This is a genomic window from Paenibacillus sp. YYML68 (genome assembly GCF_027923405.1).
In the GTDB taxonomy this organism is placed as follows: Bacteria; Bacillota; Bacilli; order Paenibacillales; family NBRC-103111; genus Paenibacillus_G.
Genome location: NZ_BQYI01000001.1, coordinates 4,504,228 through 4,526,430 on the forward strand (window position 1 = coordinate 4,504,228; position 22,203 = coordinate 4,526,430).

Genomic DNA, 22,203 nt, shown 5'->3' on the forward strand with positions numbered 1-22,203 from the left:
TACCTTAATTCGAGGGGTGAGGATTGGAAAGGTTATAGTTTATCTTAATCTTTCCATCCTCGAATACTTCGATTGTTTGGATAAGCCTTTGGAGGAATTGCTTCAATACCTGCTCATCGCTAATGTCGAGGTCAATGAAGCGTTCAACTTCCTTCCTAAAGGCTTCTTTGCGTTCTGCGAGGTTCTTACCTTCTTCTAAGGCTACAATCAGTTCAGCCTTCCTGTTAAGCAGTTCTTGCTGTTGATTGGCGTTACGCTCATTCTGATGCTTGAATTGGTCTGTTGTAATAGCCCCCTCAACATGTAAGGACAGCAATTTATCAAAACGATTATCTAGTTCTGCTAATTGCTTCTCCACACGTTTCAGTTCCCTTTGAGCGAGAGACTGAACAGCCAAGGCTTTTTCTTCTGCAATTCCGTAAAGACTATCAATCTTCAAAGTATCCTTTATCAAGGATTTTAGGTCATTCTTAACTACTTGAAGAAGTACCCTTTCTTCGATGATATGGGAAGTGCAATGGGCAGATGTGTATTTAACGTAACCACCACAGACGTATGCACCCTTCCGTCTGTCGGGTTTGAAGTGCATGCCACTTCCACAATCAGGGCATTTAAGGATATACGAGAACAGGCTTTCATTACCATTGCTCTTGTGTTTGCCCCTCTTTTTCATTTGTTCTTGAGCGGCAGTAAAGTCATCCTCTTTAATAAGGGCAGGATGTGAGTTCTCTATGACAATTTGTTCTTCTTCGCTAATCTTACGCCTAACCTTGTAAGTCTCAGATTCGGCTAACAAACTTGTTGTTTCTTCTCGATGGAATACTTGCTTGCCCGTATAGACTGGATTAGTCAAGATGCCTTTAATCGTGTTCTGATGCCATTTCTTCCCTGCGTTTGCCGCTCCTGAATGTGCTCTCGGTGTAGGAATACCTCTGCGCATAAGGAGATTACTAATCCCAAACATACCCATACCGTCATGCAAATAAAGCCTGAAAATTTCTTTTACGATGGGGGCGGCATTTTCGTCAACTTCCAACTTTTTTGTATCGGGATTGGTACGGTAGCCAAAAGGAGGTACAGATACGATTCGGTTTCCTTGAGTTGCACTAGATTTAAGCCCCCATTTAATCTTGTTGGAGAGGCTCAAGTTATCCTCTTCTGCTAACACCGCCCTCAGATTAAACATCAATCTGCTCTTGCTAGTTTGGGTATCGTAGCCATCTTCAGGCAAAATCAGTCTTATACTATTTCTTTCCAAAGTGTCAGCAGTGTTAAGGCTATTAACCGTACTTCTACCCAACCGTGAAACGGACTTTGCGATAACTACATCGAACTTTTTCTTCTTAGCATCATCCAGTAATCGCAAAATCTCAGTTCGATTCTTAATGCCTGAACCACTTATTCCGTTGTCAATGTACCGTTCAATAACTGTAAACCCTTGTTCCTTAGCAATGTTTTCGGCTAAGGCGATTTGATTCTGCAAGCTGTTTTTCTGCTCTTCTCTCTTCGTGCTTACTCTAGCATAGATAGCGCACTTCATTGTTCGGTCACTCCTTCCATGTGTGAAGGAATGACATTTGCTCTATCATTATCGTACTTTTCGGCTTCGATACTGTCAATCTGATGGCTTAGTATAGAGGATAAAATATCCTCTATGGATGCCGTTCCTACAAATGTGCGTTCAACTTTCATTGTTGATTCCCCCTCTCGGGCTAACAATCGCGCTATGGTAGGGAATCGTTGCGAATAAAAAAATTGTCTGCAAAGCTGATTTCCAATTATTTCTTGACAGTATGTCTGTTCATATGTATTATGCAAGGAAATCTTTGTGAGGTGATTGGAGTGGAGAACTTATATCTGAATACGGCTAAACTGTATGATGCTGATAACCGAGCGGTATTTTCAGCGTAAGCGTCAAATAGCCCACACCTATTCAAATGGCGAGGGCTGAGGTAAGCTAGTGTTACTTCGGTGGTGCCACACGGCAAGAGTCCGGCAATGACGTTGACCACGGAGCCAGTTGTCTCAAAGCATCCTGATCATGAAGGTTCGGAAGCTGTGGCAATTGCTCGAACAAAAACTTCAAGTATGCATACGGATTTAACCCGCTCGCCTTTGCGGATTCCACGATGCTGTAGATCGTCGCACTTGCTTTCGCACCTTTAGGCGTATTGGCAAAAATCCAGTTTTTTCGGCCAATCACAACCGGTTTGATGGCACGCTCCGCTCGGTTATTGTCAATCTCGAGCCTGCCGTCTTGCATGAATGCGACAAGCTTGTCCCACTGGTTCAGGCTGTAGGTGATCGCCTGTCCGGTCAAGCTTTTGGGCAGCACCTCAGCTTCCGCGTTTTGCAGCCACTTCAAATAAGCCTCCAGCAATGGCGCACTCTGCTCCTGACGAGCTTGGTGCCGGGCCTCAGGGCTTACATCCTTCAGCCGTCGTTCCACAGCGAACAGCTCATTGCAGAACCATAAGCCCTTGCCAGCTGCCACCTCTGCCGTACGATGGGCTGCCGGCAGCGCCTTCAGCGCCTCATCGAACTTGCGTCTTGCGTGGCTCCAGCAACCACAGAGTGTCACGTCCGCGAGCTTATGGTAGCCTGAGAATCCATCCGCATGCAGGTAGCCGCTGAAGCCTTCTAGAAATTGACGCGGGTGCTCCCCACTGCGGGTCGGCTGGTATTCGTACAAGACGATGGGCTCACTCGTATGTCCGGTACGGTACATCCAAAGGTACGACTTCTGTTCGGCCTTCCGTCCCGGTTCCTGCAGCACGGGGAATGTCGTTTCGTCCGCATGGAGGATGTCCTGCAGCAGCATGTGCGACTTCATGTAATGAAATAGCGGCTCTAGCCAGCGTTCGGAGGCGTAGATCATCCAGTTGGCTAGCGTTTGACGCGACAGCATCAGCCCATGCCGAAGAAGCTGCTGCTCTTGACGATAGAGCGGCAGGCTTTCGACATACTTCTGGTGCATCACATGGGCCAGTATAGAAGCCGATGCCAGGCCTCCAGGATGCGCGGGTGCAGGTGCCTTAGCAGTGACCACGGGAGTGCTCTCCTCGTTGCGCTCGCAATGGCGGCAGCTATAGATGAATCGAACGCTCCTCACGATCTTGTACTGGGCAGGCATGAACACCAATTCATCGCGTGCTTCGCTGCTCATCTCATGTAGCTTCCCATCGCAGCACGAACAGACCTGCTCTTCCTCGGGCAATCGATACTCCACGGTTTCTACAGGCAAATGATCAAACTTCGCCAGGCGATCCCCCTTGACTTTCTTCCGCTTGTGGGTCACGGTTTCCACAGTTGGCTCAGGGAGCGCAGGGTTAGCTGCCTGCTCTGCTTCGTTAAACAGGAACAGCTGGTTCAGAGGCGTCTTCTCGCTCGAAGAGCCGAAGCGCTTATGCTGGGCAAGCTTGGATTGCTCCAGCAGCATATGGACCTGCTTCTTGAGCTTGTTTACCTCTGCCTCGAGCGCTTCGCTGTATGTTTTGTATTCATCTAGAGTTTGGGGTTGGGGTGATTCCGCACGTTTTGTCATGAAGGATGTATTCGCTGAACGACCACGTTTATCCTGCTTTTCAAGTAAACATGATGGAGGCAGGCACGATGGTCACTCGCGCCTACACCACCGTTTGAACGGAAACCACAGGATGCGCTTGCTGCTGCTCGATGGACAGTCCGTCCAGCAACCAGTTCAATTCGCGACGAGTCAGGGCGATGGTCGCATGGCTGTCGTCAGTCGGCCACTGGAAGGTGCCGCGTTCGAGGCGGCGGTAGAACAGCCAGAAGCCATTTACATCCCAATACAGAATCTTGAGCTTGTCTCGCTGTCGATTGCAGAACACGAACAAGCTGCTCGAGAAGGGGTTGAGTGCATACACCTCCTGCACCAGAGCGGCCAGGCCATCGATCGACTTGCGTAAGTCCGTACTGCCGCTTGCTAAATACACGGGAATGCTGCTCGGAATGGTCAACATAGATCCTTCAGCACCTTAACGATTTCACGAAGCTGGGTAGAGTCGAATGACTCACTCAGTTCAATAGAAGCCGCTCCAACATGAATCCGTAGGGATCCCGTTGGCAGATTGCTACGTGCGGGAGGAGGTGTCACGGTAACAGGGATGAAGATTGATGCGGACTTTGATCGTTTGGATTTGGGGGGGCCTTCGATCTGTTTGAGCCAGTACTTCAGCTCATGGATGGTATGGTTATTGGCTTTACTCCAGACTACCATGGTTTGACCGCTCGCTCGATAGTTCTCAATGCGAGTTCTCCATGCCTGTTGTCGCTCCGCTCGATTCATGGGATGTCCTCCTCGATTCATATTGAGGACATTATCTCATCTATGCATACATGGGGTGAAGGTGGGATGTATTTGACGCTTACTTTTCAGCCGATATACCTTTTTACTTGGATAGGGCGAAGAAGCTTGGGGGCAAATCACTGGAGCTAGCCTGTGGTACAGGCAGAATTACAATTCCGCTTGCTGAGGAAGGAATCAACATATGGGGTTTAGATTACTCAAGCAGTATGTTGGAGGTTCTGACAGCTAAGGTAAATAAGCTGTCAGAGAAGTCGAAACAAAATATCCATACCGTTCTTGGCGACATGACTAATTTTTCATTGTCTGAAAAGTTTAAGCTTATCTTCATCCCTTTCCGTAGTTTCCAGTCCTTAGAAACTGACGAACAGGCTTTACAATGTCTGTCGTGTGTTCATCGCCACTTGGAGGATGAAGGACAGTTCATAATAAACGTATTCAAGCCAATAAAAGAGATTGGCGAATGGTGGATAAATCTTAATGAAAATCTAGATTTTGAATCTACCCTTGAGGGCGGCGAAAAGGTTACAAGACATTCCATTAAGAAGGCATATGACATCACTAGCGTTGCATTAATGTTCTCAGAATCATCATAATATTCACTCTAATTGTTCCGCAGACATGAAAAAATCCTTTACAATGGAATGGCAGGTAGTACCTGTCCATAATCCACTGAAAAGGATCAGCCATGGACAAGGATATCCTATTTTCTTCATTTGGTAAATGGATTTCTCCAATTTGTGCGAAGACGTTCACAGATCGTGTTCGTGAAATGGAACAAGATAAATATGTGAAGAAGCTTACAACATTGTCGTACCTTAAATTGTTCTTGCATGCGCAAATTCAGCAGCGAGACGGGCTTCGTGAAATAGCTGCCGATGTGCTTTGTGAAAACTTTCAAAGGGAACTCGGAATCCAATCGATCTCCGCCTCCCAGTTAAGCCGGAAGCATAATCAAGTCGACTCTTCCTTGCTGGAACAAGTATTCCAGTCGCTGGTGCATCACATTCGCCGAAGCGAAGCTCCTCCTTCCCTGCGAAAAGATTTTAAGATCATCGACTCTACGACCATCGGACTTTGCCTGCAGAAATACAAATGGGCTGAGTTTCGGAAAACGAAAGCTGGAATCAAGCTACACTTTCGCCTGGCGTATATGGATGATGAAACTGCTGTTCCCGAGAAGGTCAAGATGACACCCGCCAAGCAGAGTGATCGCAGTCAGTTGGATGACCTGGTCGACGAAGTGGGTTGCACCTACGTGTTTGATCGCGGCTATATCGACTACGCCAAGTTTGACGACTACTGCGACCGTGGCATTTTCTTTGTGACTCGGACGAAAAAGAATACCGCCATCCGTCAGATTGAGTCGTTTAAACTGCCAGCTGATGCTCGTGTGAAATCGGATGAAATGGTGTACATCGGAACACCGCAGAAGCGAATGGAAAACGTCTTGCGATTGATCCAAACGGAGGATACCGAAGGCAATCCGATTACCATTCTCACGAACCGCTTCGACTTAGAGGCGGATGAAATCGGACAAATCTACCGGGAACGCTGGGCGATTGAAACGTTTTTCAAATGGATGAAGCAGCACGTACGCATCAAGACATTTTATGGAACCAGTGAGCAAGCCGTTATGAATCAGGTGTGGATGGCACTCATCGCCTTTTGTCTGCTCGTGCTGGTGAAGATGGAAACGGGCACCAAACACAGTCTGCTGGATCTATACCGGTGGCTAAAGGTTTTGCTATGGAATTCAGCAGAAATCTGGATGGAACGTATTCATTACAAACCAAGTCGAACATCTGCAGGTAGGCGAAAGAGAGTTTAGTGCAATTGACAAAACATTGATCATATTACATATAATTACCAAATGGACAGGTTACCTTTATATGGGGGTCGACCTTTTGGCTGATTGACCCAGAATAAATGACTGAATTTTTTGACTATTAGTGATGATGAGTTTTATGCAACGCTAGTGATATGACATAGATAAACGTCTACTATTCACGGATTTTATATACCGTCTATACAAGAGTGACGAGTTAATTGGGGAATATCATGACAGTATTAGACTGAGGTACTTCTATGAGAGTGACATAAGAAAACTAATTACTTCTTCGGGATTAACAATAGATGAAGAGTATGGTTGGTATGACGGTACTCCTGTTAATGAAGGTAAAGAATTTATTTTTGTTTGTAGTAAAGCTTGATTCCATTCCCCACCCCTTCGGGGTGGGTTATTTGTTTCAGTGGTCGCTCCGCTTCGCTTCGCTCGGTGTCGCCGCTCACTTCCAATGTCGGAAGATGGGCGGCTATTTCTCATATACGCTGACGGTACAGCAAGGATATAATTGGCGGAGGGGCAGCCTGAATGTGCCGACAATCATAAGGAGTTAAGGCGATTGACAAAAAAAACAGGGAGACGTCAAGGTTTGGCGGCCTCGTCTCCCTGTTCACCACAGCTTTCGCCTCTATTATCGTAGTGGATTGGGACATCGATGTAAAGAGCTATTTATTACGATGCGAGGACGGCTTGCCGGAAGCCGACCGGCCTGTCGGATGCAAGCACTGTCACTCCGAGCGCAAGCCGCATCGGCACGGGAAGTTTACGCGTATGCTGTACACGCTGGAGGAGGCGCTCTCCATCCCTATATTCCGTTTTCGATGTCCAGACTGCGAGCGTGCGATTAGCATCGTGCCTTCTTTCGTGGAGCGGCATCATCAGGCAGCGGTCGATGTCAAGGAGACCGTCGTCCTCGCGGGAGAGGATGGCTTGAGCTTGTCTGAGATCGCAGCAGAAAGCCAGGCGTATGCGGGCGGACCCTACGCCGAGAAGACGCTATGGCGATGGCGTCGATGCTGGGAGCAGCGTCGAATTGCGCAAGAAGCTCGGGTGTGGGCAACGCTTTTTCATGAAGGCATGGATGCGGCCTTACCTCGCGAACGCCGCTCTGCCTGGAAGGCGCTGTGGGCCGCTTGGCGTCAGCTTGAACGCCCGGGCAGGCTCCTTTCTGTCTTCTTGCGAATGGAACGCTCATTTCAGGTGACGGTAGGCCCACTTCATCCCACAAAAGCTGGGTATGGCTGAGGGTGCCTCTTTCCCCTCACAATGGACGGAGGATACCCTGTACCCATGAACATGCTGAAGGAGGATGAACCATGTCTCATCAGATTACAAAGGAACAGATTGCCCTAGCGCGGTATGCGCTTATTGCCCCCATCGTCAGCCGTCAAACCCCGCTTGCGCCGGGGGAGCTGGGAGCGTGGCTTCGCGAAACCGCAAGCCGCATGTACGAGCTTCCCGGAAGTCGTCGTCAGCAGGTCAGCGTTCGGACGCTGGAACGGTACCTGGAAGCGTACCGCAAGGGGGGATGGGAGGCGCTGATGCCGCGCGAGCGAGCAACAGACGGACGTACCCGGCTGGCTCCAAGCTTACTGCAGCAAGCCATTGAGCTGCGACGGCAACGGCCAGCTCGCAGCGTGGAGCAGCTGATCTTCCTGCTCGAAGAGAGCGGAGCAGCCGCCCCGGGCCAAATCGCCGTTAGCACATTAGCCAGGCACCTCAGACGAGCTGGCGTCAGCCGCGGACAAGTCATAGAAGCGACTTCGGCTCAGACGTTTCGCCGCTTTGAGGCGGAAGATATATTAGAGCTGCTGCAGGCAGACTTCAAGCACTTCGTCTACTTGCCTGATCCGAAGGAGCCGAAGAAGAAGCGAAAGACCATTCTGCTGGCCATCCTCGATGACTACAGCCGATACGTGGTGCATGCTCAAATCTATTGGGACGAGCAACTGCCTCGGCTAGAGGACAGCTTGAAAAAAGCAATCCTCCGTCACGGCATTCCGGAGATGTTCTATTGTGACAACGGCTCCGCTTTCTCGGCTCACCATTTAGCCCGTATTTGCGGGCGGCTCGGCATTGAGCTTCGGCATAGTAGACCTTACCGGCCTCAAGGTCGTGGGAAGGTAGAGCGTCTGTTCCAGTTTGTCGATAGCAGCTTCCGCCCCGAGGTGCAGGCGCTCATCGACCGGGGAGAAGTGACGACGCTGGAGGACGTAAACCAAGCGCTTCGCAGCTGGCTGGATGGTTACTACCATCTCCGCGTGCACAGCAGCACGAAACAGACGCCGCATGAACGCTTCGAGGCAAGCACGAAGGCGCGCAAGCGCAGGCCGCTTACCGAGTTGAATGAGATGTTCCTATGGGAAGAGGAGCGCACCGTAGACAAAACCGGCTGTATCCAGCTGTCCGGTAACACCTATGAGGTCGACAGCGAGCTTGCCCGTAAGCGAATCGCGCTTCGATACGATCCGTACGACTTGACAGAGCTGCAGGTCTGGTTCGAGGGCAAGCGATACGCCGATGCGGTGCCGATCGATCTGAAAAAGCGTCGCAAGCGCAAGCCGGATGAAGTGAAGCCTGTAGAGGTCGAGACGTCGGCGGAGACATTGTCGTTCGTTGAGCTTGCCGAGAAGAAGCGTCAGGCGCAGTGGGAGCAAGATGAAGTGAGCTATGCACAGCGTCAAGGTGGTGAGGTGCGATGACACGACGTCCCTTTACGCGCGAGGTGGAGCCGTGCTACGAGTTTCAAGGACACCGGGAAGCGTACGCCCGACTAAGCATGGCGGTCGAGAACCGGCTGCTCGGTGTCTTGACCGGTGAAGTGGGCAGCGGAAAATCCGCTCTATTGCGGCGTTTATTCCGATCGCTGGACACGATGCGCACGCATCCGATCTACATCAGCATGGCGGACCTGAAGCCAAGAGACTTTTACGGACAGCTTCTGGCTGTATTTCGTCAAGTAAAATTACCCGAAAAAATCGTGCACTTTTACCCATCGTCATCAGGGGTAATTTTCAGCGCTCCTTCATGAGCGCGTGCTTCATTCTGTAGCTCTCACCCTCGAATACGAGCAGATGTCCGTGGTGCGCCAAGCGGTCAATCATCGCGGCCGCCATCTGGTCGTCGGTAAAGACCGAGCCCCATTTAGAGAACTCCAGATTGGTCGTAATAATCAGACTCCGACTCTCGTAGCTGTCGGCAATAACACGGAACAAGAGCTGCGCTCCTTCCTTGTCGATGGGAATGTAGCCCCATTCGTCCAGGATCAGCAGTTGGCAGCGCTGGATCTCGCCCATGAGACGTTCAAGCGTACCACCTCGTTTCGCTTCACCCAGCCGCATCACGAGTTCCGCCACAGTGTAAAATTTAACAGCTAAGCCGAGTTCGCAAGCGCGCAAGCCTGCTGCAATGGCCAGATGCGTTTTACCTGTACCAACGGGACCGTAAAGCACCAGATTGCGTCGTCCCTGAATGAAGTGCCCTTCCGTCAGGTCGCTCCATTGCAGCGACGATGGCAGCTTCACGCCTTGCCTGTCATAGCCCTCTAGTGTCTTGTACACCGGAAATCCTGCCCGGCTCATCAATCGGGAACGGCGGCTTCGCTCCCGGCTCTCCATTTCTTCGGCGAGCACGCGATGCAAGAACTCCTCCTGCTTCGGCGTCGCCTCACTCTCGCACAGCTCCACCGCTCGCTGACTCAAAACAAGCTTCTTGCAGAAGGCGGAAATCTCACTGCGCAGCGCCTCTCGTTCGCGGACTATGCTCATTGCAGCGCACCTCCCGCTTGCTCGAGCATGTCATCGTAAACGCTAAGATCTACGACGCTTGCGCCCTCTGGTTCAAAGCTCGAAAGACGTGCCGCCAGCACTATGCTGTTCGCGTTCGTCAGGCGACCAAGTGATGCTGCTTGCTCCATCGCCGTTAACGCTGTGTCAAAGTCGTAACGTCCTGTCAGCTCCTCCATCGTCTGTAAGGCCTCCTTGAGCTCGCCGCGTTCCAGCCCGTCCAGTTCCTCGCGAAGTCGATCGGGCAACGCGCTGCGTATCAAGCTATTGCGCCAGGCACCGGGGCTCTGAAGCAGCTTGCCTAGTGTCGTACGCACGTCGACGCTGTCTGTCCGCTGTGTTCCGAACTGGCGGATGTGAACGCTTATCGGGTCTCCGCTTGGCGCCAGCGGTTCAACGGTATGCGCTCCAATGCGCACGACAATCTCGCGCCCGGCGTAGTCTGGCGAAGAGGAGTAGAAGTGCTTGCCGTCGACAAGGAACTTTCCATAGCCGTCTGTCTTCACACGGGTATAACGGCATGCGTTAAACTGCGTTTTTGGCAAGTAGAGAAAAGCCTTCTTGTCATCCTCGAACAGGAGGTGAATCGGCATGCTCTTCTTGTAGTGTTCACGCTGCCAGTCCGCCTCACAGCGCTCTAGCAGCTCGCGGTTAAACTCCTGCACATCCGTAACGGTCGGCAGCGGCACGAATAAGTTACGGCGCATGTAGCCAACTTTGTTCTCGACGTTGCCTTTTTCATGACCGGAATAGGGGTTGCAGAACGTGATCTGGAAACCGTAGTGGGCCTTGAAGCGCAGGAACACCTCGGCCATCCGTACGTTGTCGCTGACGCGTCTACCGACGCCACTGGCGTTGTCAAAGATGAGTCGTGTCGGTACACCGCCGATGCGGTGGAATAGATCCTGAAGACCGTGCGCAACGCACTCCGCGGTCTCGCCGCCGAAGAGCTGCACGTATCCAGCATTACTGTAAGGAAAGCTCACGCACAAAAACTTGTACATCCGCTTCTTGCCGCTGGCGTCCATGAAGTCCGCTTCACCAAAGTCCACCTGCGCTTCTCCCGGCTGCCAAATGAGTTCAAGCGTCCCCTCCTTATGCCGATATTCTCGCAGACGCTTCACATAGCGCTGGACGAGCGGATAGGACGCGTCATAATCCTCGCACTCAGCCGTTAGCCGCTTGTGAATTCGCATCGCCGTATGGCGTTGCTTGTACCTGTGCTTCCGGTCTTCCGCAAGCCACTGCTGAATGAGCGGCTTGAACGGATCGAGCTTCGACGGAAGGTCGACATGACTTTCCTTTGGCCCCTGTTCAAACTCATCCAAGGCCATGTATTTGCTGACCGTCTTCCGTGTAATGTTCAACCGTTCAGCGATGGCTACCGGCCCCAGCCCCTGCGCCTGCAAATCTTTGATCGTCTCGATCTGACTCATCTTCAGCATCTCCCGTTACCGCACCCTTCGTCTCTTTGCTACGAAAGGTATCGGAATTTCTACCTGGATTTGTTGTACCCTTGACGATCAAGTGGGGTAATTTTGCACGATTTTTTTGGGTATTTCAGTTTGATCATTTGGGGTACTTTTAGTTTACGATAGACACTTCTGGCGCACGTCGATGAAGAGGCCCCTTACTCCGTCGCGAAGGCGCGTCGGTTGTGGGGCGAGGTGATGTCTCGGCGGGAGGCGCAGGGAGAGCGCAACATTCTCGTCGTCATCGACGAAGCTCACGAAATGAACGAAGCGATGCTGCTGGAGCTGCGCTTTGTGATGAGTCACCAGATGGATGCGAGGTCGCTATTCCCTGTACTGCTTGCGGGTCAGCCGGAGCTACGGAAGAAGCTACGCTTGAAGAAGTATGAGTCGATTAGCCAGCGCATCGGCATCCAGTACCATCTAAGCGGGATGAGCCGTGAGGAGACGGCGGGCTACGTCCGTCATCATATGGGAGCGGCTGAGCTGCAGCGGCCTGTGTTTTCCGACAGTGCGATCCAGATGCTGCACGCAGCAAGCCAAGGCATCCCACGAGTGGTGAACCAAATTTGCAGCCAAGCGCTCTATGACGTCGAGCGTTCGGACGCCGAAGTAGTCGAGGATGGGCACATTGGGCGTGTGCTGTCTGATATGGACCGACAGCGAGGGACGGCGGGATAACCGCCGTTTTTCCGCTACTGCGATAATTGGCGTTAGCATTCTCAATGTAAGCGTCAAACCTAGCACACCTTCAACAAGATGAATCGTTATGAGAAGATAAGGCCAACGTTATTCAGAGATGGAGGCTTATACTCATGACGAAGAAAGAGCTGAGAAGACAAGAATGGATCGCTCGTGTCTCGGACTATGAAGCGAGCGGACAGACCATGAAAGCATGGTGCGCCGAACAAGGCGTGACCAAGGACCAATTGCGTTATTGGCTTCGTACGCTTAACGAACGTACTTCTGGTAAATCCTCTGGCAACACCAGTAATTCCTTCATTCCACTGACCCTATCGGATTCGAGTAATCCAACATCCTCCTGCATCATCGTTCATGCGGGTGCCGCTCGTCTTGAAGTACGATCAGGCTTCGATGCCAAGCTTCTTCATGACGTCGTCAGCGCTCTAACGGTCTCATGCTGAGCATCTCGAGTGCGCATCAGGTCTATCTGGCCGCTGGAGCAACGGATCTTCGGAAATCGATTGACGGACTGGCAGCAATCGTTCAAGAATGCTTTGGCCTGAATCCCTTCTCCAAGTGCCTCTTCGTCTTCTGCAATCGAGAGCGCAACAAGCTCAAACTGCTGTACTGGGACCATAACGGCTTCTGGCTATTTTATCGCCGGTTAGAGCGCGGCACCTTCCAATGGCCGAGCAGCACGGAACGTACGGTTGCGATCTCGGCACGCGAGCTACGCTGGCTGCTGGATGGACTGGCGCTTACACAGCGGCAGGCACACCGGGCCGTTACAGCAGACAACGCCTGGTAATCCATACATTGTTCGCGGAATCGCCTTATCTAGCAGCAGGCGAGAGCCATCTGCTGACGAATATATCCGTTATGGATAAGCGACCGGATTCCCCAACTCTCGAAGAACTCCAACAACAAAATAAGAAGCTGGAAGAACAGAACGTAGAACTATCGGCCAAGCTCAAATGGTACGAGGAGCAATTCCGTCTGGCTCAGCAGAAACGTTTCGGCTCTTCCAGCGAGAAGACGCATCCGGATCAACTCGAGCTGAACCTGTTCAACGAAGCGGAAATGCTGGCAACACCAGTTGGTGAAGAACCGCCAATGGAGAAGGTGACGTATGAGCGCCGGAAGTCTTCCGGCAAGCGTGAGGAAGATCTGTCCAACCTGCCCGTGGAGACTATTGTCTATACACTGGAAGAAGGTCAGCAGCTCTGCGCATGCTGCGGCGGTTCACTGCACGAGATGACGACCGAGACGCGCAGCGAGATTGCCATTGTACCGCCACAGGTCAAGGTGATGCGTCATGTGCGTCAGGTCTACTCCTGCCGTCACTGTGAGCGCCATGAGCTGCAGACGCCAATCGTCACCACGCCCATGCCGAAGCCGGTCTATCCCGGCAGCTTGGCTTCGCCGTCCATCCTATCTCATGTCATGTGTCAGAAGTACGTGGACAGTTTGCCGCTGTATCGACAGGAGCAAGCTTTTGCCCGGTTGGGCTATTCGCTCTCCCGGCAGACGATGGCGAACTGGATGATCTACGGAGCTGAGAAGTGGCTCATGCCGATGTATGAAGCGATGAAGCGTTATCTGCTTAGTCAGGATGCGCTGCATGCGGATGAAACGACCCTTCAGGTGTTGCGGGAGCCGGGCAAATCGGCAGAATCCACCTCGTATCTGTGGCTGTATCGCACAGGCCGCGGGATACCGCCGGTTGTGCTGTATGACTACCAGCGGACGCGGGGCGGCGAGCATCCTCGGAATTTCCTGGCTGGATATACAGGCTATCTGCATGTGGACGGCTACGCCGGATACCACAAGGTCGCGAAGGTCAAGCTCGTCGGCTGCTGGGCGCATGCGCGTCGCAAGTTCGATGAAGCATTGAAGGGAGCTCCCCCAGAGACGGGAACGCTCGGCAGTGTCGCGGGACAAGGATTGGCTTATTGCAATCAGTTGTTTGCAATCGAGCGCGAGCTTGCGGAGGCTTCACCGGAAGAGCGGCATGAAGAGCGGCAGAAGCGCAGTGCTCCCGTATTGGAAGCCTACAAAGCTTGGCTCAAGCAACAGCGTTCTCGGACATTGCCGAAGAGCTTGACCGGTCAGGCGACCGCCTACAGCTTGAAGCAGTGGGAGAAGTTGACGGCCTTCATGGAAGATGGACGGCTGGAGATCGACAACAACCGAAGTGAACGCTCCATTAAACCGTTTGTGATCGGCCGGAAGAACTGGCTGTTCGCGAACACGCCGCGAGGAGCGAAGGCGAGCGCTGTCATCTATAGCATGATTGAGACCGGTTAAACACCCTTATTATGGACACCGCACCTCTTATTCGATATCAATCGTACAATTGCTTTAACTTTCTTCGTTTTTCGCCGAATTCAGATATACATTGGATCAATTCAGTCGACTTTCCATCGGCCGCTCCAAAGGCATCCTTGACGCTGAGCCTCCGACGGATATGATGAGGCATCCCTGCCGGCATCCCCCTAGGGCGCTCCCTACGGTCGCTTGGGGCTGCTAGCCGGACCAGCCTATCATATCCGCCTTCTCAGCATCAAGGACCGCTTCGCTTGCCTTTTCCACTGGTTCAGCTTGCAAACGGACATAACGATTTATTAAACCTTAATCTGCTTAGGCTTCACAATGCCTTGCTTCACCGCTTCCATATAGTCATATGGGGATAAGTCGTAGATGCTGCCATGGATGCGGATTCGATTGTAGTCTTGTATAAACTGACTCACAACTTCATAGGCCTGTGGATAAGACTCGAACTCATGGCGCTGGTAGCACTCCGCCTCTATTATCGAATGATACGATTCGATGTGAGCGTTCTTATTCGGCGTCTTAGGCGGGATACGCTCGTGGATCACACCAAACTCATCACACGCATTTTCGAAGAGATTGCTAATGAACTGTGGACCGTTATCGGAGCGTATGACCGGCTTCTCAGCCTTTTCAAAGAGCTGGCGTTTCATGAGCGCTTCCTGCGTGATCTGGACGAGATGCCTGGCTTCACAGGTCAATCCAATGTGGTATGAAACGATGGCGCGATCAAACACGTCTATGATGCTCATAAGAAAGAAAAATCGTTGCTCGCCCTGGACCCACCCATACTTGATATCCGTTTCCCATAACTGGTTGGAGCCCGTTATCTCGCGATTGTTAGCAAGTCGCTTCGGATGCTTTACTGTTATTTTGCGCTGCGGCCGAAGCACGTTCATTTGCTTGCAAAGGCGATAGACCTTCTTCTTGTTAATCTCCATCTGATGGCGTCTTCGAAGAAGCACGGTCAGCTTGCGGTAACCGTAGTTTGCGCCTTCGCCGGCTAAGAACTCCATGATCCATTCGCATATTTGTTCATCACTGATTGGCTTGCCTTCTTGTGTATATGATAAACCAGGTGCGGGGCGCCCGACCCTGTGGACAGTCTCTTGAGATTGCTGCTTACTTCTGTTCGCATGTGCATAATACGTGGACCGCTCTACTTCCAGCACACGTAGCACAAAGCTAATGTTGTTGCCTTCTCGGATATACTTCTGGGCGATCTCTATTTTATCCGCAAGTGTGGGTTCGTTTTTTTTAGCAGGTCTTTGAGAATGTCCCTCTCTAAAGCTTGCTCTGCAAAGAGCTTCTTCAGCTTCTCATTCTCTTTCTGCAGCTGCGCATAATCTTCTGCGGTGGGCACATACTTCGCTTGCTTGAAGCTGGCTCCATCCAATTGATCCAGATCCTTTCGGTTCAGCTCTCTAGCCCACCGCAGCACCATCTTCGGATCCAGTTCATGTTGTCTTGCAACAGCAGTCATGTTGCCAATTTCGTTGCCCTTGGCAACCACCATCTTTTTAAATTCTAGATCATACTGCTTCTTCTTCATTTCGTTCCCCTCCGCCTCAATATTATTGTATCGGAGTAAGGGGTGTACTGTCCAAATTCATTTAGGGGCTAAATAGAGACAGCCAAGGAAAACGGACTGCATCCGTACAACTACTTGAAGTATCTATTCGAGCAGTTGCCTCAGTTGGCTGATCCGCTTGATGAATCAGCACTCGATTCATTCATGCCATGGTCGGGATCGCTCCCGGCTGAATGCCGTATGAATAAGAAGTAATCGTAGCATACATCAGGTTCGCTCCCACCGCTAGGTGGGGGCTATTTGACGCTCACTTCTCAATGGAGTGACGTGGCTGACGCACAAACGCTCACGTCATTGGCGGTGATGATTGCACCGACAAATTACGTGAGCGTTGACAGCTCGGGGGCTTCGCCTTGATTTCAGATTATTTATTTAATGGAAACACAGGTGGGTGAGGAAACATTATTCCCCTTAATGAGGTAGGGGAATAAGAAACACATGTGGGTTTAGGTTTCCTACATGACATCAAACGTGCTCAGGTACGGCTTTACCACGTGCATGATAAACATGCTCTGTCATGAATCCCTCGCCTTTAGGCGACCGTGACGGGGCTACAAATCATTGTAGTATCTGAGGATGAAGCACAACTTCAAATCAAATACCTGTCCATCTAACGGGGCAACACCTACTTGTGAACGCAGGGGCGGTTATTTTACGTGTGCTACCGCAAAGCCACGGGTAAAGCATTTTATGAGTTTGTAATATTCATCGTTACTAAGTTCTGAATTGTTGCGACACTACGTGAAGATAGAATCGATATTATAACCTTTGTCCTGCAATACTTCTTTCAAGTGGGCTTCATCAGTCCAATATGGATATTTCCCCCATGCTTGAACATGACTAGGAACTCGCTCAACCTGTAATTCCCTGTTTCTCACCCAGTTCCACACGGTATCCTCAGTCACGAACCGCCCTGATTGTAGTTTGGATAGTTTTCTTGCAATTGCCGATAAAGTGTATCTGTTATCCATGTTGAATCACTCCTGTTCTTTTGTTCTGCCGCGAATACTTGTAAACGAGTTGAGGTTCCATCCTCCAAACTCCCCCGACTTTATAAGCAAGGAGTTCACCCTCGTATATTTTCCTGTAAATTGTTCGCGGCGAAAGGTTCAAATAATAAGCCACTTCATCAATTGTCATCAGCCTGTCGCTTCGGATAATCATGCTATCACCCCTTTTGAATTAGTCGATAACATTATAAGAAGAGGGATGTCATGACTTAACAAAAAAAGAGTAAAGATTTCAGCCGCAAATATCTGTAAATAACGCTAGAAAGCGAAGGTAACATTTTAGCCCTTCTTAATGGAGGTATCTAGTGACTTTTGATTTACTGGAAAGGAAAGGAATGTAAAAATTAGGTTATAAAATTCGACCCATCAAAATTACAGGGGGAGCATTTTAGAGAAAATTTTTCACGGCGCAAACGAGGGTAAACTTTATTGAGCAAATGAGTTGCCTTACACTAGGCACTGGGGTATACCTATCTGAGAAGATACAAGTAAAAATATCCCAGTTGTGCTATGCTATGTTTAGTATGTTTTTTGAAGATTTGGAGGGGAATACATGAGAACTGAAATAGAAATGTTTGATTTAATACTAGGGGTTGCTCAAAAGGATGAACGAATCCGTGCTGTATACATGAATGGTTCACGTACCAATCCTAACGCTCCCAAGGATATTTTTCAGGATTATGATATTGTTTATGTAGTAACCGAAACTTCTTCTTTTATAAAAGATGAAACATGGATGAATGTATTTGGTGATATGATTATGATGCAAGAGCCTGATAAAAATGACCAATCTATTGATATAGATATGGATTTCACTCGGTCTTACGCATATTTAATGTTATTTACAGATGGGAATCGTATAGACCTTCAAATCGAAACTAAAGAATTTATGCTTGAAGGTTATCTCACTGATAAGCTGACAATACCACTATTAGATAAGGACAACTGTCTACCAATCATTCCTGCCCCCACAGATATTGACTATCATGTAAAAGAGCCAACTGAGCAGTTATATTTGGGTACTTGTAATGATTTTTGGTGGTGCCTGCAAAATGTAGCCAAAGGAATTTGGCGCTATGAATTACCATATGCGAAACAAATGTTTGAGCACGTCATCAGACCTCATTTGGATAAGATGATTTCATGGTGGGTAGGTACCAAATATGATTTTCAAGTTTCGATAGGAAAAATGGGAAAGTACATGAAAAAGTATCTTCCTGAATCATATTGGGAAATGTATAAGGAAACTTATTCTGATAGCAATTATGATAATTTGTGGAACTCGGTATTCACAGCTTGTGAATTGTTTAGGGTTCTAGCCAAGGATGTCGCTGAATATTTTCGATATTCTTACAATGCCAAAGATGATGCCAATATGACTAGTTATCTTAAGCATGTTAGGGAATTGCCTATTGATGCAAAAGGTATTTATTGAATGTCATTGAGCAAATGCCATTCCTTCGTTTAAGTACGTTTGTACTCCCTGTCACCTCGTCACATGTGGAGTCGGTAATATTGATGGTTCGAATATGAGATACAGTCATTCTGGTAATGCAATGAACACAATCTGTTATAATGTAAAGTATGTAATAAGGTTTCATTCAAAAGGCAAGGAGGGGAAGAAATGCTAAAAAGCTTTTCGTTCCAAAATTATAAAAGCTTTGATCAGTCCATATTAGAATTAGAGAAATTAACCACTATAATCGGTAGCAACGCAGGCGGTAAAACCAATGCAATTGAGGGTATGAAGATTCTTTCTGAAATATCATCAGGGAGAGAATTGGCTGTTATACTTGACGGATCGAAGAACGTTGATAGTGAAATTAGAGGTGGAAGTATCGGGTGCCCTATGCTTGGCACGGATACTTTTACATTAGGCTGCATGGTAGATATCGATGACGAATACGATCTGGAATATTCAATTACGATAAAAATCAGTAATCGGGTTTTTATACTTGCAGAGCATCTGTATAAACTTTCGCCTAACGCAAAACCGATTGTTATTTTCCAAACGAAAGATACATCTGACGACTATAGTGACATTAACGTCGAATATAATAACGGACGAAAGGGTAGAAACCCTGAGGTTACATGTATTCGTTCTGTTTCTGTACTGGCTCAACTGTCATCCAAGATGCCCACGACAACCGATAACAATAAAAAAAACGTGTCATACATTAATTTGGTTTTGGAACGGTTGGGGAAAATTTTATTCTTAGATCCACTCCCTAGTCGTATGAGAGATTACTCAAGAATGAGCGACCATGAACTAAGACCGACTGCTGATAATATATCCTCAGTACTGTACGAACTATGCAAAAACAAGGAATATAAAAGAAGTCTGTTAAAGGCACTGAAAGAATTACCGGAAAATGAGATTTTAGATATCTCATTCATTGAAACCTCGATTGGGGATGTTATGTTTCGACTGAAAGAACGATATGGTGAACGCTCCGAATTTGTTGAGGCCAAACGGCTATCTGATGGTACACTTCGATATTTAGCAATATTATCTTCACTAATAAGTGAAGAATCGGGCAGCATGATTGTGATAGAAGAAGTTGATAATGGTATTCATCCAAGCAGAATTAAAACTTTAGTTCAAACTATATCAAGACTAACCAAAGAAAGACAGATAGATGTTCTTATTACAACACATAACCCTACTCTGCTTAATGCTCTTACGAGAGAAGAGTTATTAGGTGTTGTGTTATGTTACAGAGATCCGTATGATGGTTCGAGTAAATTTTATTCATTACCGGATATCGAATCTTTGCCTACTTTATTGTCAAAAGGATACTTAGGTGACCTGACGGTGAGAGATGAATTAGTAAAGGCATTAAAGAAACCGGTTCAGAGTAATAATGATCTAGGCTGGCTGGGGGTATAGATATGCATGTGAGTATTATCGATACCTCTATACTGTGTAATATTTTAAACATTCCCCACATGAATCAGAACCATCGAGAGGTTATTGAAGAACTAACATTACTACAGCAAGATAGACAGCAGACTTTGATCCTACCATTAGCTACTATAATAGAAACAGGTAATCATATTGCGCATATTGCTGATGGCAATTTGAGAAGAGAACGGGCTCAAACAATGGCTGAGTTAATTAATAGAACGGTAAATGATCAGGCTCCTTGGTCATATTTTGGTCAAGAGTTTGAGAGAGAAGATTTATTACCTAAATCCCCGCCGAATTATAACGAGGAGGGCGGGGCGACCTCTAATAATTCATACAGCTCCCTTTGTCGCTTAGTAATCTCGCCGAACCGCAGATCGTGACCGGGGCGTTCATAACATTCGATCACATCAAGCTCGTCCAAAAGCCCTTGCATCGTATACCGCTGGAATAATTTCTTCTCCTGCATCTCCTTCTTAATATATGAAAGATAGATTAAGGCTACGAATTCCACAAACAGCTTTCCATCAAGACTACGTTCGGATGATACCTCCATACGACGGAAGTTGAGACGCTCCTTCAAATTCCCGAATGCCTTTTCTATGAGATCCTTGTTTCGATAAACGGCCAGTGCTTCAATCGGATCCTTGATCTCATTGCTTAGCATTGCGAAGTAGCCGTAATTTTTAGCCGCGGCGTCGATCGCCTCCTGTTTAGGCCTTATCACGGCTCCACGCTTTGGCGTGGAGGTTACTTCAAAGTATTTAGCGTAGGCTTTCTCATGAGCGGGATCGCGCTTGCCACTCTCTAGTTCTTGCTTCAAGCGAGTCAGCAAACGACTTAATTTCATGGCGTCTTCGGCTTCTTTCTCCTTATTGAAATACAGATGCAAATACGCCCGGCGCTCCCCCTCTAGCACATCGCCTTTATACGGACGATGTTGTGTATACTTCCACGTGATCGTCCTAGAGCAGGCAAACAAATCGTAATCGGAGTTGAAGTTTTCCCATTTCTGAAGCTGAGTTCTAGCGGTCTCCAGTTCAGATTGTACGTATTTTAGTGAGACCTTAACACCAATCAAAAATTTCAGGTGATGCTGGAACAAGGCATTAATGTTGGCTTCGCTGTAGAAGCCTCGATCCATAACCAGCTTGATTTTCTTGTAGTCTAGGAACTCCATATCAGCAATGAGACTCTTGACGGTCTGAACATCGGAGATGTTTCCAGGCAGCTTCCGATAGTAAAACGGCAGGTTGGACTGTTCACCGAATAATAGCGCCAAGTTCATTTGCGGAATAGGATCATGTTCTTTGTTGACACCATACTTGACTTGATTTAAGCATTCAGAATAGCTCGAAATGGTTGTCGTGTCATAGGCCCAATACTCCGTTTCCGTACGACGTCTACCCTGAAGACGGAAGAATCGCTCTCGCCCTTCCTCTGTAATTGAGGCGAACAATTCGCTGCTTCGCTGAGAAGGTATATCTTTGCCATAGGGATGTTTATGAGTCGATGCCCACTTAGGGAATCGAATGAGTGGATTGTGATCCTCGAGAATCAAATAATAGGCAACGGACAACATCTGATCGTATTGCTCAGGAAAGCACTTCTTCAAATCGGCGGTAATTCCGAGCTTATTGCCAATAGCATCAAGTAGAAATGTGGCGCCTGCATAGTGGCGCTTTGATTCGGTCACAGAAGTGGAATCCGCTTTAGAACTAGATGGTTTGATCGGTTTGTTCAACCGCTTTGAAGGAATGAAAGCCCCTGTTTGAGGGTCCAACTTGCCGATGCAAGTACGACGGCTACGAGATTGCTGCTTATCCTTATCCCAGTAGTTTTCGGATTCGTAAACGTATGTGATACCATTGGTCTTATTCTTCAAATAGACAAGTGCCATGTGATCCCCTCATTCCACGTTATAATTATAACGTGGAATGGATAGATTTAGCAAGAGAAAAATGACGAAACCCCGCGAATTATAAGGGGAATTTACAATTCCACGTTATAATTGCGCGGGGATTTAGGTTATTAGAAATATCGAGTGCAGTTGTTGAACATGCAGTCATGGAGATTGGTATCGGTGATTTATCTATAGTGCAAGTTTACAAGAAATATAAGGATACTGTTCCTTCAATTGGGTCTATAAGGATTTGGAGTTTAGACAAACATTTGAAATCCTATTACGAAGAGATGCCCTCTATTCGAAGAAGACGAGATCGATAGTTTTACTGTTTGGAACACTCCAG

The 22,203-nt window shown here is 48.5% G+C and carries 22 protein-coding genes and 2 pseudogenes; 12 read left to right on the forward strand and 12 right to left on the reverse strand.

Translation table 11 applies throughout. The features are described 5' to 3' along the window. Positions 1-4: 4 nt before the first annotated feature. From PAE68_RS20145 to tnpA (PAE68_RS20165), 5 genes are all read right to left on the reverse strand, one after another. Positions 5-1,540 carry a recombinase family protein gene (locus tag PAE68_RS20145; protein WP_281889960.1) on the reverse strand — a complete coding sequence of 512 codons (1,536 nt, stop codon included), beginning with the start codon at positions 1,538-1,540 and terminating at the stop codon, positions 5-7. Further along, on the reverse strand, positions 1,537-1,692 hold the full coding sequence (locus PAE68_RS20150; RefSeq protein WP_281889962.1) for a hypothetical protein: 156 nt from the start codon (positions 1,690-1,692) through the stop codon (positions 1,537-1,539). The genes PAE68_RS20145 and PAE68_RS20150 overlap by 4 nt, the downstream gene beginning before the upstream one ends. Positions 1,693-1,963: 271 nt before the next feature. Then, positions 1,964-3,544 (reverse strand): IS66 family transposase, encoded by a 1,581-nt coding sequence (gene tnpC / locus PAE68_RS20155; RefSeq protein ID WP_397379148.1) that lies wholly within the window; start codon positions 3,542-3,544, stop codon positions 1,964-1,966. Positions 3,545-3,626: 82 nt separating this feature from the next. Continuing rightward, the gene (tnpB, locus tag PAE68_RS20160; protein WP_281886541.1) at positions 3,627-3,983 is read right to left on the reverse strand and encodes an IS66 family insertion sequence element accessory protein TnpB; all 357 of its coding nucleotides are present in this window, start codon (positions 3,981-3,983) and stop codon (positions 3,627-3,629) included. Continuing rightward, on the reverse strand, positions 3,977-4,309 hold the full coding sequence (gene tnpA, locus PAE68_RS20165) for an IS66 family insertion sequence element accessory protein TnpA (RefSeq protein ID WP_281886539.1): 333 nt from the start codon (positions 4,307-4,309) through the stop codon (positions 3,977-3,979). The genes tnpB (PAE68_RS20160) and tnpA (PAE68_RS20165) overlap by 7 nt, the downstream gene beginning before the upstream one ends. 107 nt (positions 4,310-4,416) lie before the next feature. On the opposite strand from tnpA (PAE68_RS20165), the gene PAE68_RS20170 reads away from it, so the two are divergent. The 5 genes from PAE68_RS20170 to PAE68_RS20190 all read left to right on the forward strand — a co-directional run bounded on the left by PAE68_RS20170 (position 4,417) and on the right by PAE68_RS20190 (position 9,204). Then, entirely contained in the window at positions 4,417-4,923 is a 507-nt protein-coding gene (locus tag PAE68_RS20170) for a class I SAM-dependent methyltransferase (RefSeq protein WP_281889963.1), read from the forward strand. Positions 4,924-5,015: 92 nt separating this feature from the next. After that, positions 5,016-6,158 carry an IS4 family transposase gene (locus tag PAE68_RS20175; RefSeq protein WP_281889965.1) on the forward strand — a complete coding sequence of 381 codons (1,143 nt, stop codon included), beginning with the start codon at positions 5,016-5,018 and terminating at the stop codon, positions 6,156-6,158. A gap of 705 nt (positions 6,159-6,863) precedes the next feature. Beyond that, on the forward strand, positions 6,864-7,418 hold the full coding sequence (locus tag PAE68_RS20180) for a hypothetical protein (RefSeq protein ID WP_281886586.1): 555 nt from the start codon (positions 6,864-6,866) through the stop codon (positions 7,416-7,418). 71 nt (positions 7,419-7,489) lie between these two features. After that, positions 7,490-8,875 carry a DDE-type integrase/transposase/recombinase gene (locus PAE68_RS20185; RefSeq protein ID WP_281889967.1) on the forward strand — a complete coding sequence of 462 codons (1,386 nt, stop codon included), beginning with the start codon at positions 7,490-7,492 and terminating at the stop codon, positions 8,873-8,875. Beyond that, the gene (locus PAE68_RS20190) at positions 8,872-9,204 is read left to right on the forward strand and encodes an ATP-binding protein (RefSeq protein WP_281889969.1); all 333 of its coding nucleotides are present in this window, start codon (positions 8,872-8,874) and stop codon (positions 9,202-9,204) included. Before PAE68_RS20185 ends, PAE68_RS20190 begins: the two co-directional genes overlap by 4 nt. Here the strand turns inward: PAE68_RS20190 and istB are convergent. Together istB and istA are read right to left on the reverse strand one after the other, a co-directional pair. Continuing rightward, a complete protein-coding gene (gene istB, locus PAE68_RS20195; RefSeq protein ID WP_281884144.1) occupies positions 9,188-9,940 on the reverse strand; it encodes an IS21-like element helper ATPase IstB in 753 nt (250 codons plus the stop codon). The genes PAE68_RS20190 and istB overlap by 17 nt on opposite strands. Then, positions 9,937-11,394 (reverse strand): IS21 family transposase, encoded by a 1,458-nt coding sequence (istA, locus tag PAE68_RS20200; RefSeq protein ID WP_281889971.1) that lies wholly within the window; start codon positions 11,392-11,394, stop codon positions 9,937-9,939. Before istA ends, istB begins: the two co-directional genes overlap by 4 nt. A 234-nt stretch (positions 11,395-11,628) precedes the next feature. On the opposite strand from istA, the gene PAE68_RS20205 reads away from it, so the two are divergent. The 4 genes and pseudogenes from PAE68_RS20205 to tnpC (PAE68_RS20220) all read left to right on the forward strand — a co-directional run. Beyond that, positions 11,629-12,111, forward strand: coding sequence for an ExeA family protein (locus PAE68_RS20205; protein ID WP_281889973.1), 483 nt, complete (start codon positions 11,629-11,631; stop codon positions 12,109-12,111). Positions 12,112-12,245: 134 nt separating this feature from the next. Next, entirely contained in the window at positions 12,246-12,575 is a 330-nt protein-coding gene (gene tnpA, locus PAE68_RS20210; protein ID WP_281886237.1) for an IS66 family insertion sequence element accessory protein TnpA, read from the forward strand. After that, positions 12,569-12,922, forward strand: a complete 354-nt coding sequence (gene tnpB / locus PAE68_RS20215; RefSeq protein ID WP_281886235.1) for an IS66 family insertion sequence element accessory protein TnpB — start codon at positions 12,569-12,571, stop codon at positions 12,920-12,922. The genes tnpA (PAE68_RS20210) and tnpB (PAE68_RS20215) overlap by 7 nt, the downstream gene beginning before the upstream one ends. Positions 12,923-12,975: 53 nt before the next feature. Continuing rightward, positions 12,976-14,415: pseudogene (gene tnpC, locus PAE68_RS20220) on the forward strand (IS66 family transposase); the annotation flags it as partial. Positions 14,416-14,738: 323 nt separating this feature from the next. Here the strand turns inward: tnpC (PAE68_RS20220) and PAE68_RS20225 are convergent. Both PAE68_RS20225 and PAE68_RS20230 read right to left on the reverse strand, forming a co-directional pair. After that, positions 14,739-15,626 carry an IS3 family transposase gene (locus PAE68_RS20225; protein WP_309299346.1) on the reverse strand — a complete coding sequence of 296 codons (888 nt, stop codon included), beginning with the start codon at positions 15,624-15,626 and terminating at the stop codon, positions 14,739-14,741. 44 nt (positions 15,627-15,670) lie between these two features. Next, positions 15,671-15,997, reverse strand: a complete 327-nt coding sequence (locus PAE68_RS20230) for a transposase (protein ID WP_281883356.1) — start codon at positions 15,995-15,997, stop codon at positions 15,671-15,673. 72 nt (positions 15,998-16,069) lie between these two features. Here PAE68_RS20230 and PAE68_RS22855 point away from each other — a divergent pair. Next, positions 16,070-16,231, forward strand: a pseudogene (locus tag PAE68_RS22855) (transposase domain-containing protein); the annotation flags it as partial. Positions 16,232-16,773: 542 nt separating this feature from the next. Here the strand turns inward: PAE68_RS22855 and PAE68_RS20235 are convergent. Together PAE68_RS20235 and PAE68_RS22860 are read right to left on the reverse strand one after the other, a co-directional pair. Then, positions 16,774-17,007 (reverse strand): hypothetical protein, encoded by a 234-nt coding sequence (locus tag PAE68_RS20235; protein ID WP_281889976.1) that lies wholly within the window; start codon positions 17,005-17,007, stop codon positions 16,774-16,776. After that, positions 17,000-17,200, reverse strand: a complete 201-nt coding sequence (locus tag PAE68_RS22860) for a helix-turn-helix domain-containing protein (protein ID WP_397379152.1) — start codon at positions 17,198-17,200, stop codon at positions 17,000-17,002. Before PAE68_RS22860 ends, PAE68_RS20235 begins: the two co-directional genes overlap by 8 nt. A 399-nt stretch (positions 17,201-17,599) precedes the next feature. On the opposite strand from PAE68_RS22860, the gene PAE68_RS20240 reads away from it, so the two are divergent. After that, entirely contained in the window at positions 17,600-18,481 is an 882-nt protein-coding gene (locus PAE68_RS20240; RefSeq protein ID WP_281889977.1) for an aminoglycoside 6-adenylyltransferase, read from the forward strand. 189 nt (positions 18,482-18,670) lie between these two features. Next, positions 18,671-19,936: an AAA family ATPase gene (locus tag PAE68_RS20245; RefSeq protein WP_281889979.1), complete on the forward strand. Its 1,266-nt coding sequence runs from the start codon at positions 18,671-18,673 to the stop codon at positions 19,934-19,936. Positions 19,937-20,252: 316 nt separating this feature from the next. On the opposite strand, the gene PAE68_RS20250 is transcribed toward PAE68_RS20245, so the two are convergent. Further along, complete coding sequence (locus tag PAE68_RS20250; protein WP_281884531.1) at positions 20,253-21,854, reverse strand: IS1634 family transposase; 1,602 nt, start codon at positions 21,852-21,854, stop codon at positions 20,253-20,255. Between the last annotated feature and the right edge of the window lie 349 nt (positions 21,855-22,203).

Bases quoted from the DNA above. Each gene is read 5' to 3' on its own strand.
- PAE68_RS20145 (WP_281889960.1), bottom strand. From the start codon at position 1,540: ATGAAGTGCGCTATCTATGCTAGAGTAAGCACGAAGAGAGAAGAGCAG.
- PAE68_RS20150 (WP_281889962.1), bottom strand. From the start codon at position 1,692: ATGAAAGTTGAACGCACATTTGTAGGAACGGCATCCATAGAGGATATT.
- tnpC (WP_397379148.1), bottom strand. From the start codon at position 3,544: ATGACAAAACGTGCGGAATCACCCCAACCCCAAACTCTAGATGAATAC.
- tnpB (WP_281886541.1), bottom strand. From the start codon at position 3,983: ATGTTGACCATTCCGAGCAGCATTCCCGTGTATTTAGCAAGCGGCAGT.
- tnpA (WP_281886539.1), bottom strand. From the start codon at position 4,309: ATGAATCGAGCGGAGCGACAACAGGCATGGAGAACTCGCATTGAGAAC.
- PAE68_RS20175 (WP_281889965.1), top strand. From the start codon at position 5,016: ATGGACAAGGATATCCTATTTTCTTCATTTGGTAAATGGATTTCTCCA.
- PAE68_RS20185 (WP_281889967.1), top strand. From the start codon at position 7,490: ATGTCTCATCAGATTACAAAGGAACAGATTGCCCTAGCGCGGTATGCG.
- PAE68_RS20190 (WP_281889969.1), top strand. From the start codon at position 8,872: ATGACACGACGTCCCTTTACGCGCGAGGTGGAGCCGTGCTACGAGTTT.
- istB (WP_281884144.1), bottom strand. From the start codon at position 9,940: ATGAGCATAGTCCGCGAACGAGAGGCGCTGCGCAGTGAGATTTCCGCC.
- istA (WP_281889971.1), bottom strand. From the start codon at position 11,394: ATGAGTCAGATCGAGACGATCAAAGATTTGCAGGCGCAGGGGCTGGGG.
- PAE68_RS20205 (WP_281889973.1), top strand. From the start codon at position 11,629: ATGTCTCGGCGGGAGGCGCAGGGAGAGCGCAACATTCTCGTCGTCATC.
- tnpA (WP_281886237.1), top strand. From the start codon at position 12,246: ATGACGAAGAAAGAGCTGAGAAGACAAGAATGGATCGCTCGTGTCTCG.
- tnpB (WP_281886235.1), top strand. From the start codon at position 12,569: ATGCTGAGCATCTCGAGTGCGCATCAGGTCTATCTGGCCGCTGGAGCA.
- PAE68_RS20230 (WP_281883356.1), bottom strand. From the start codon at position 15,997: ATGAAGAAGAAGCAGTATGATCTAGAATTTAAAAAGATGGTGGTTGCC.
- PAE68_RS20235 (WP_281889976.1), bottom strand. From the start codon at position 17,007: ATGGATAACAGATACACTTTATCGGCAATTGCAAGAAAACTATCCAAA.
- PAE68_RS22860 (WP_397379152.1), bottom strand. From the start codon at position 17,200: ATGATTATCCGAAGCGACAGGCTGATGACAATTGATGAAGTGGCTTAT.
- PAE68_RS20240 (WP_281889977.1), top strand. From the start codon at position 17,600: ATGAGAACTGAAATAGAAATGTTTGATTTAATACTAGGGGTTGCTCAA.
- PAE68_RS20245 (WP_281889979.1), top strand. From the start codon at position 18,671: ATGCTAAAAAGCTTTTCGTTCCAAAATTATAAAAGCTTTGATCAGTCC.
- PAE68_RS20250 (WP_281884531.1), bottom strand. From the start codon at position 21,854: ATGGCACTTGTCTATTTGAAGAATAAGACCAATGGTATCACATACGTT.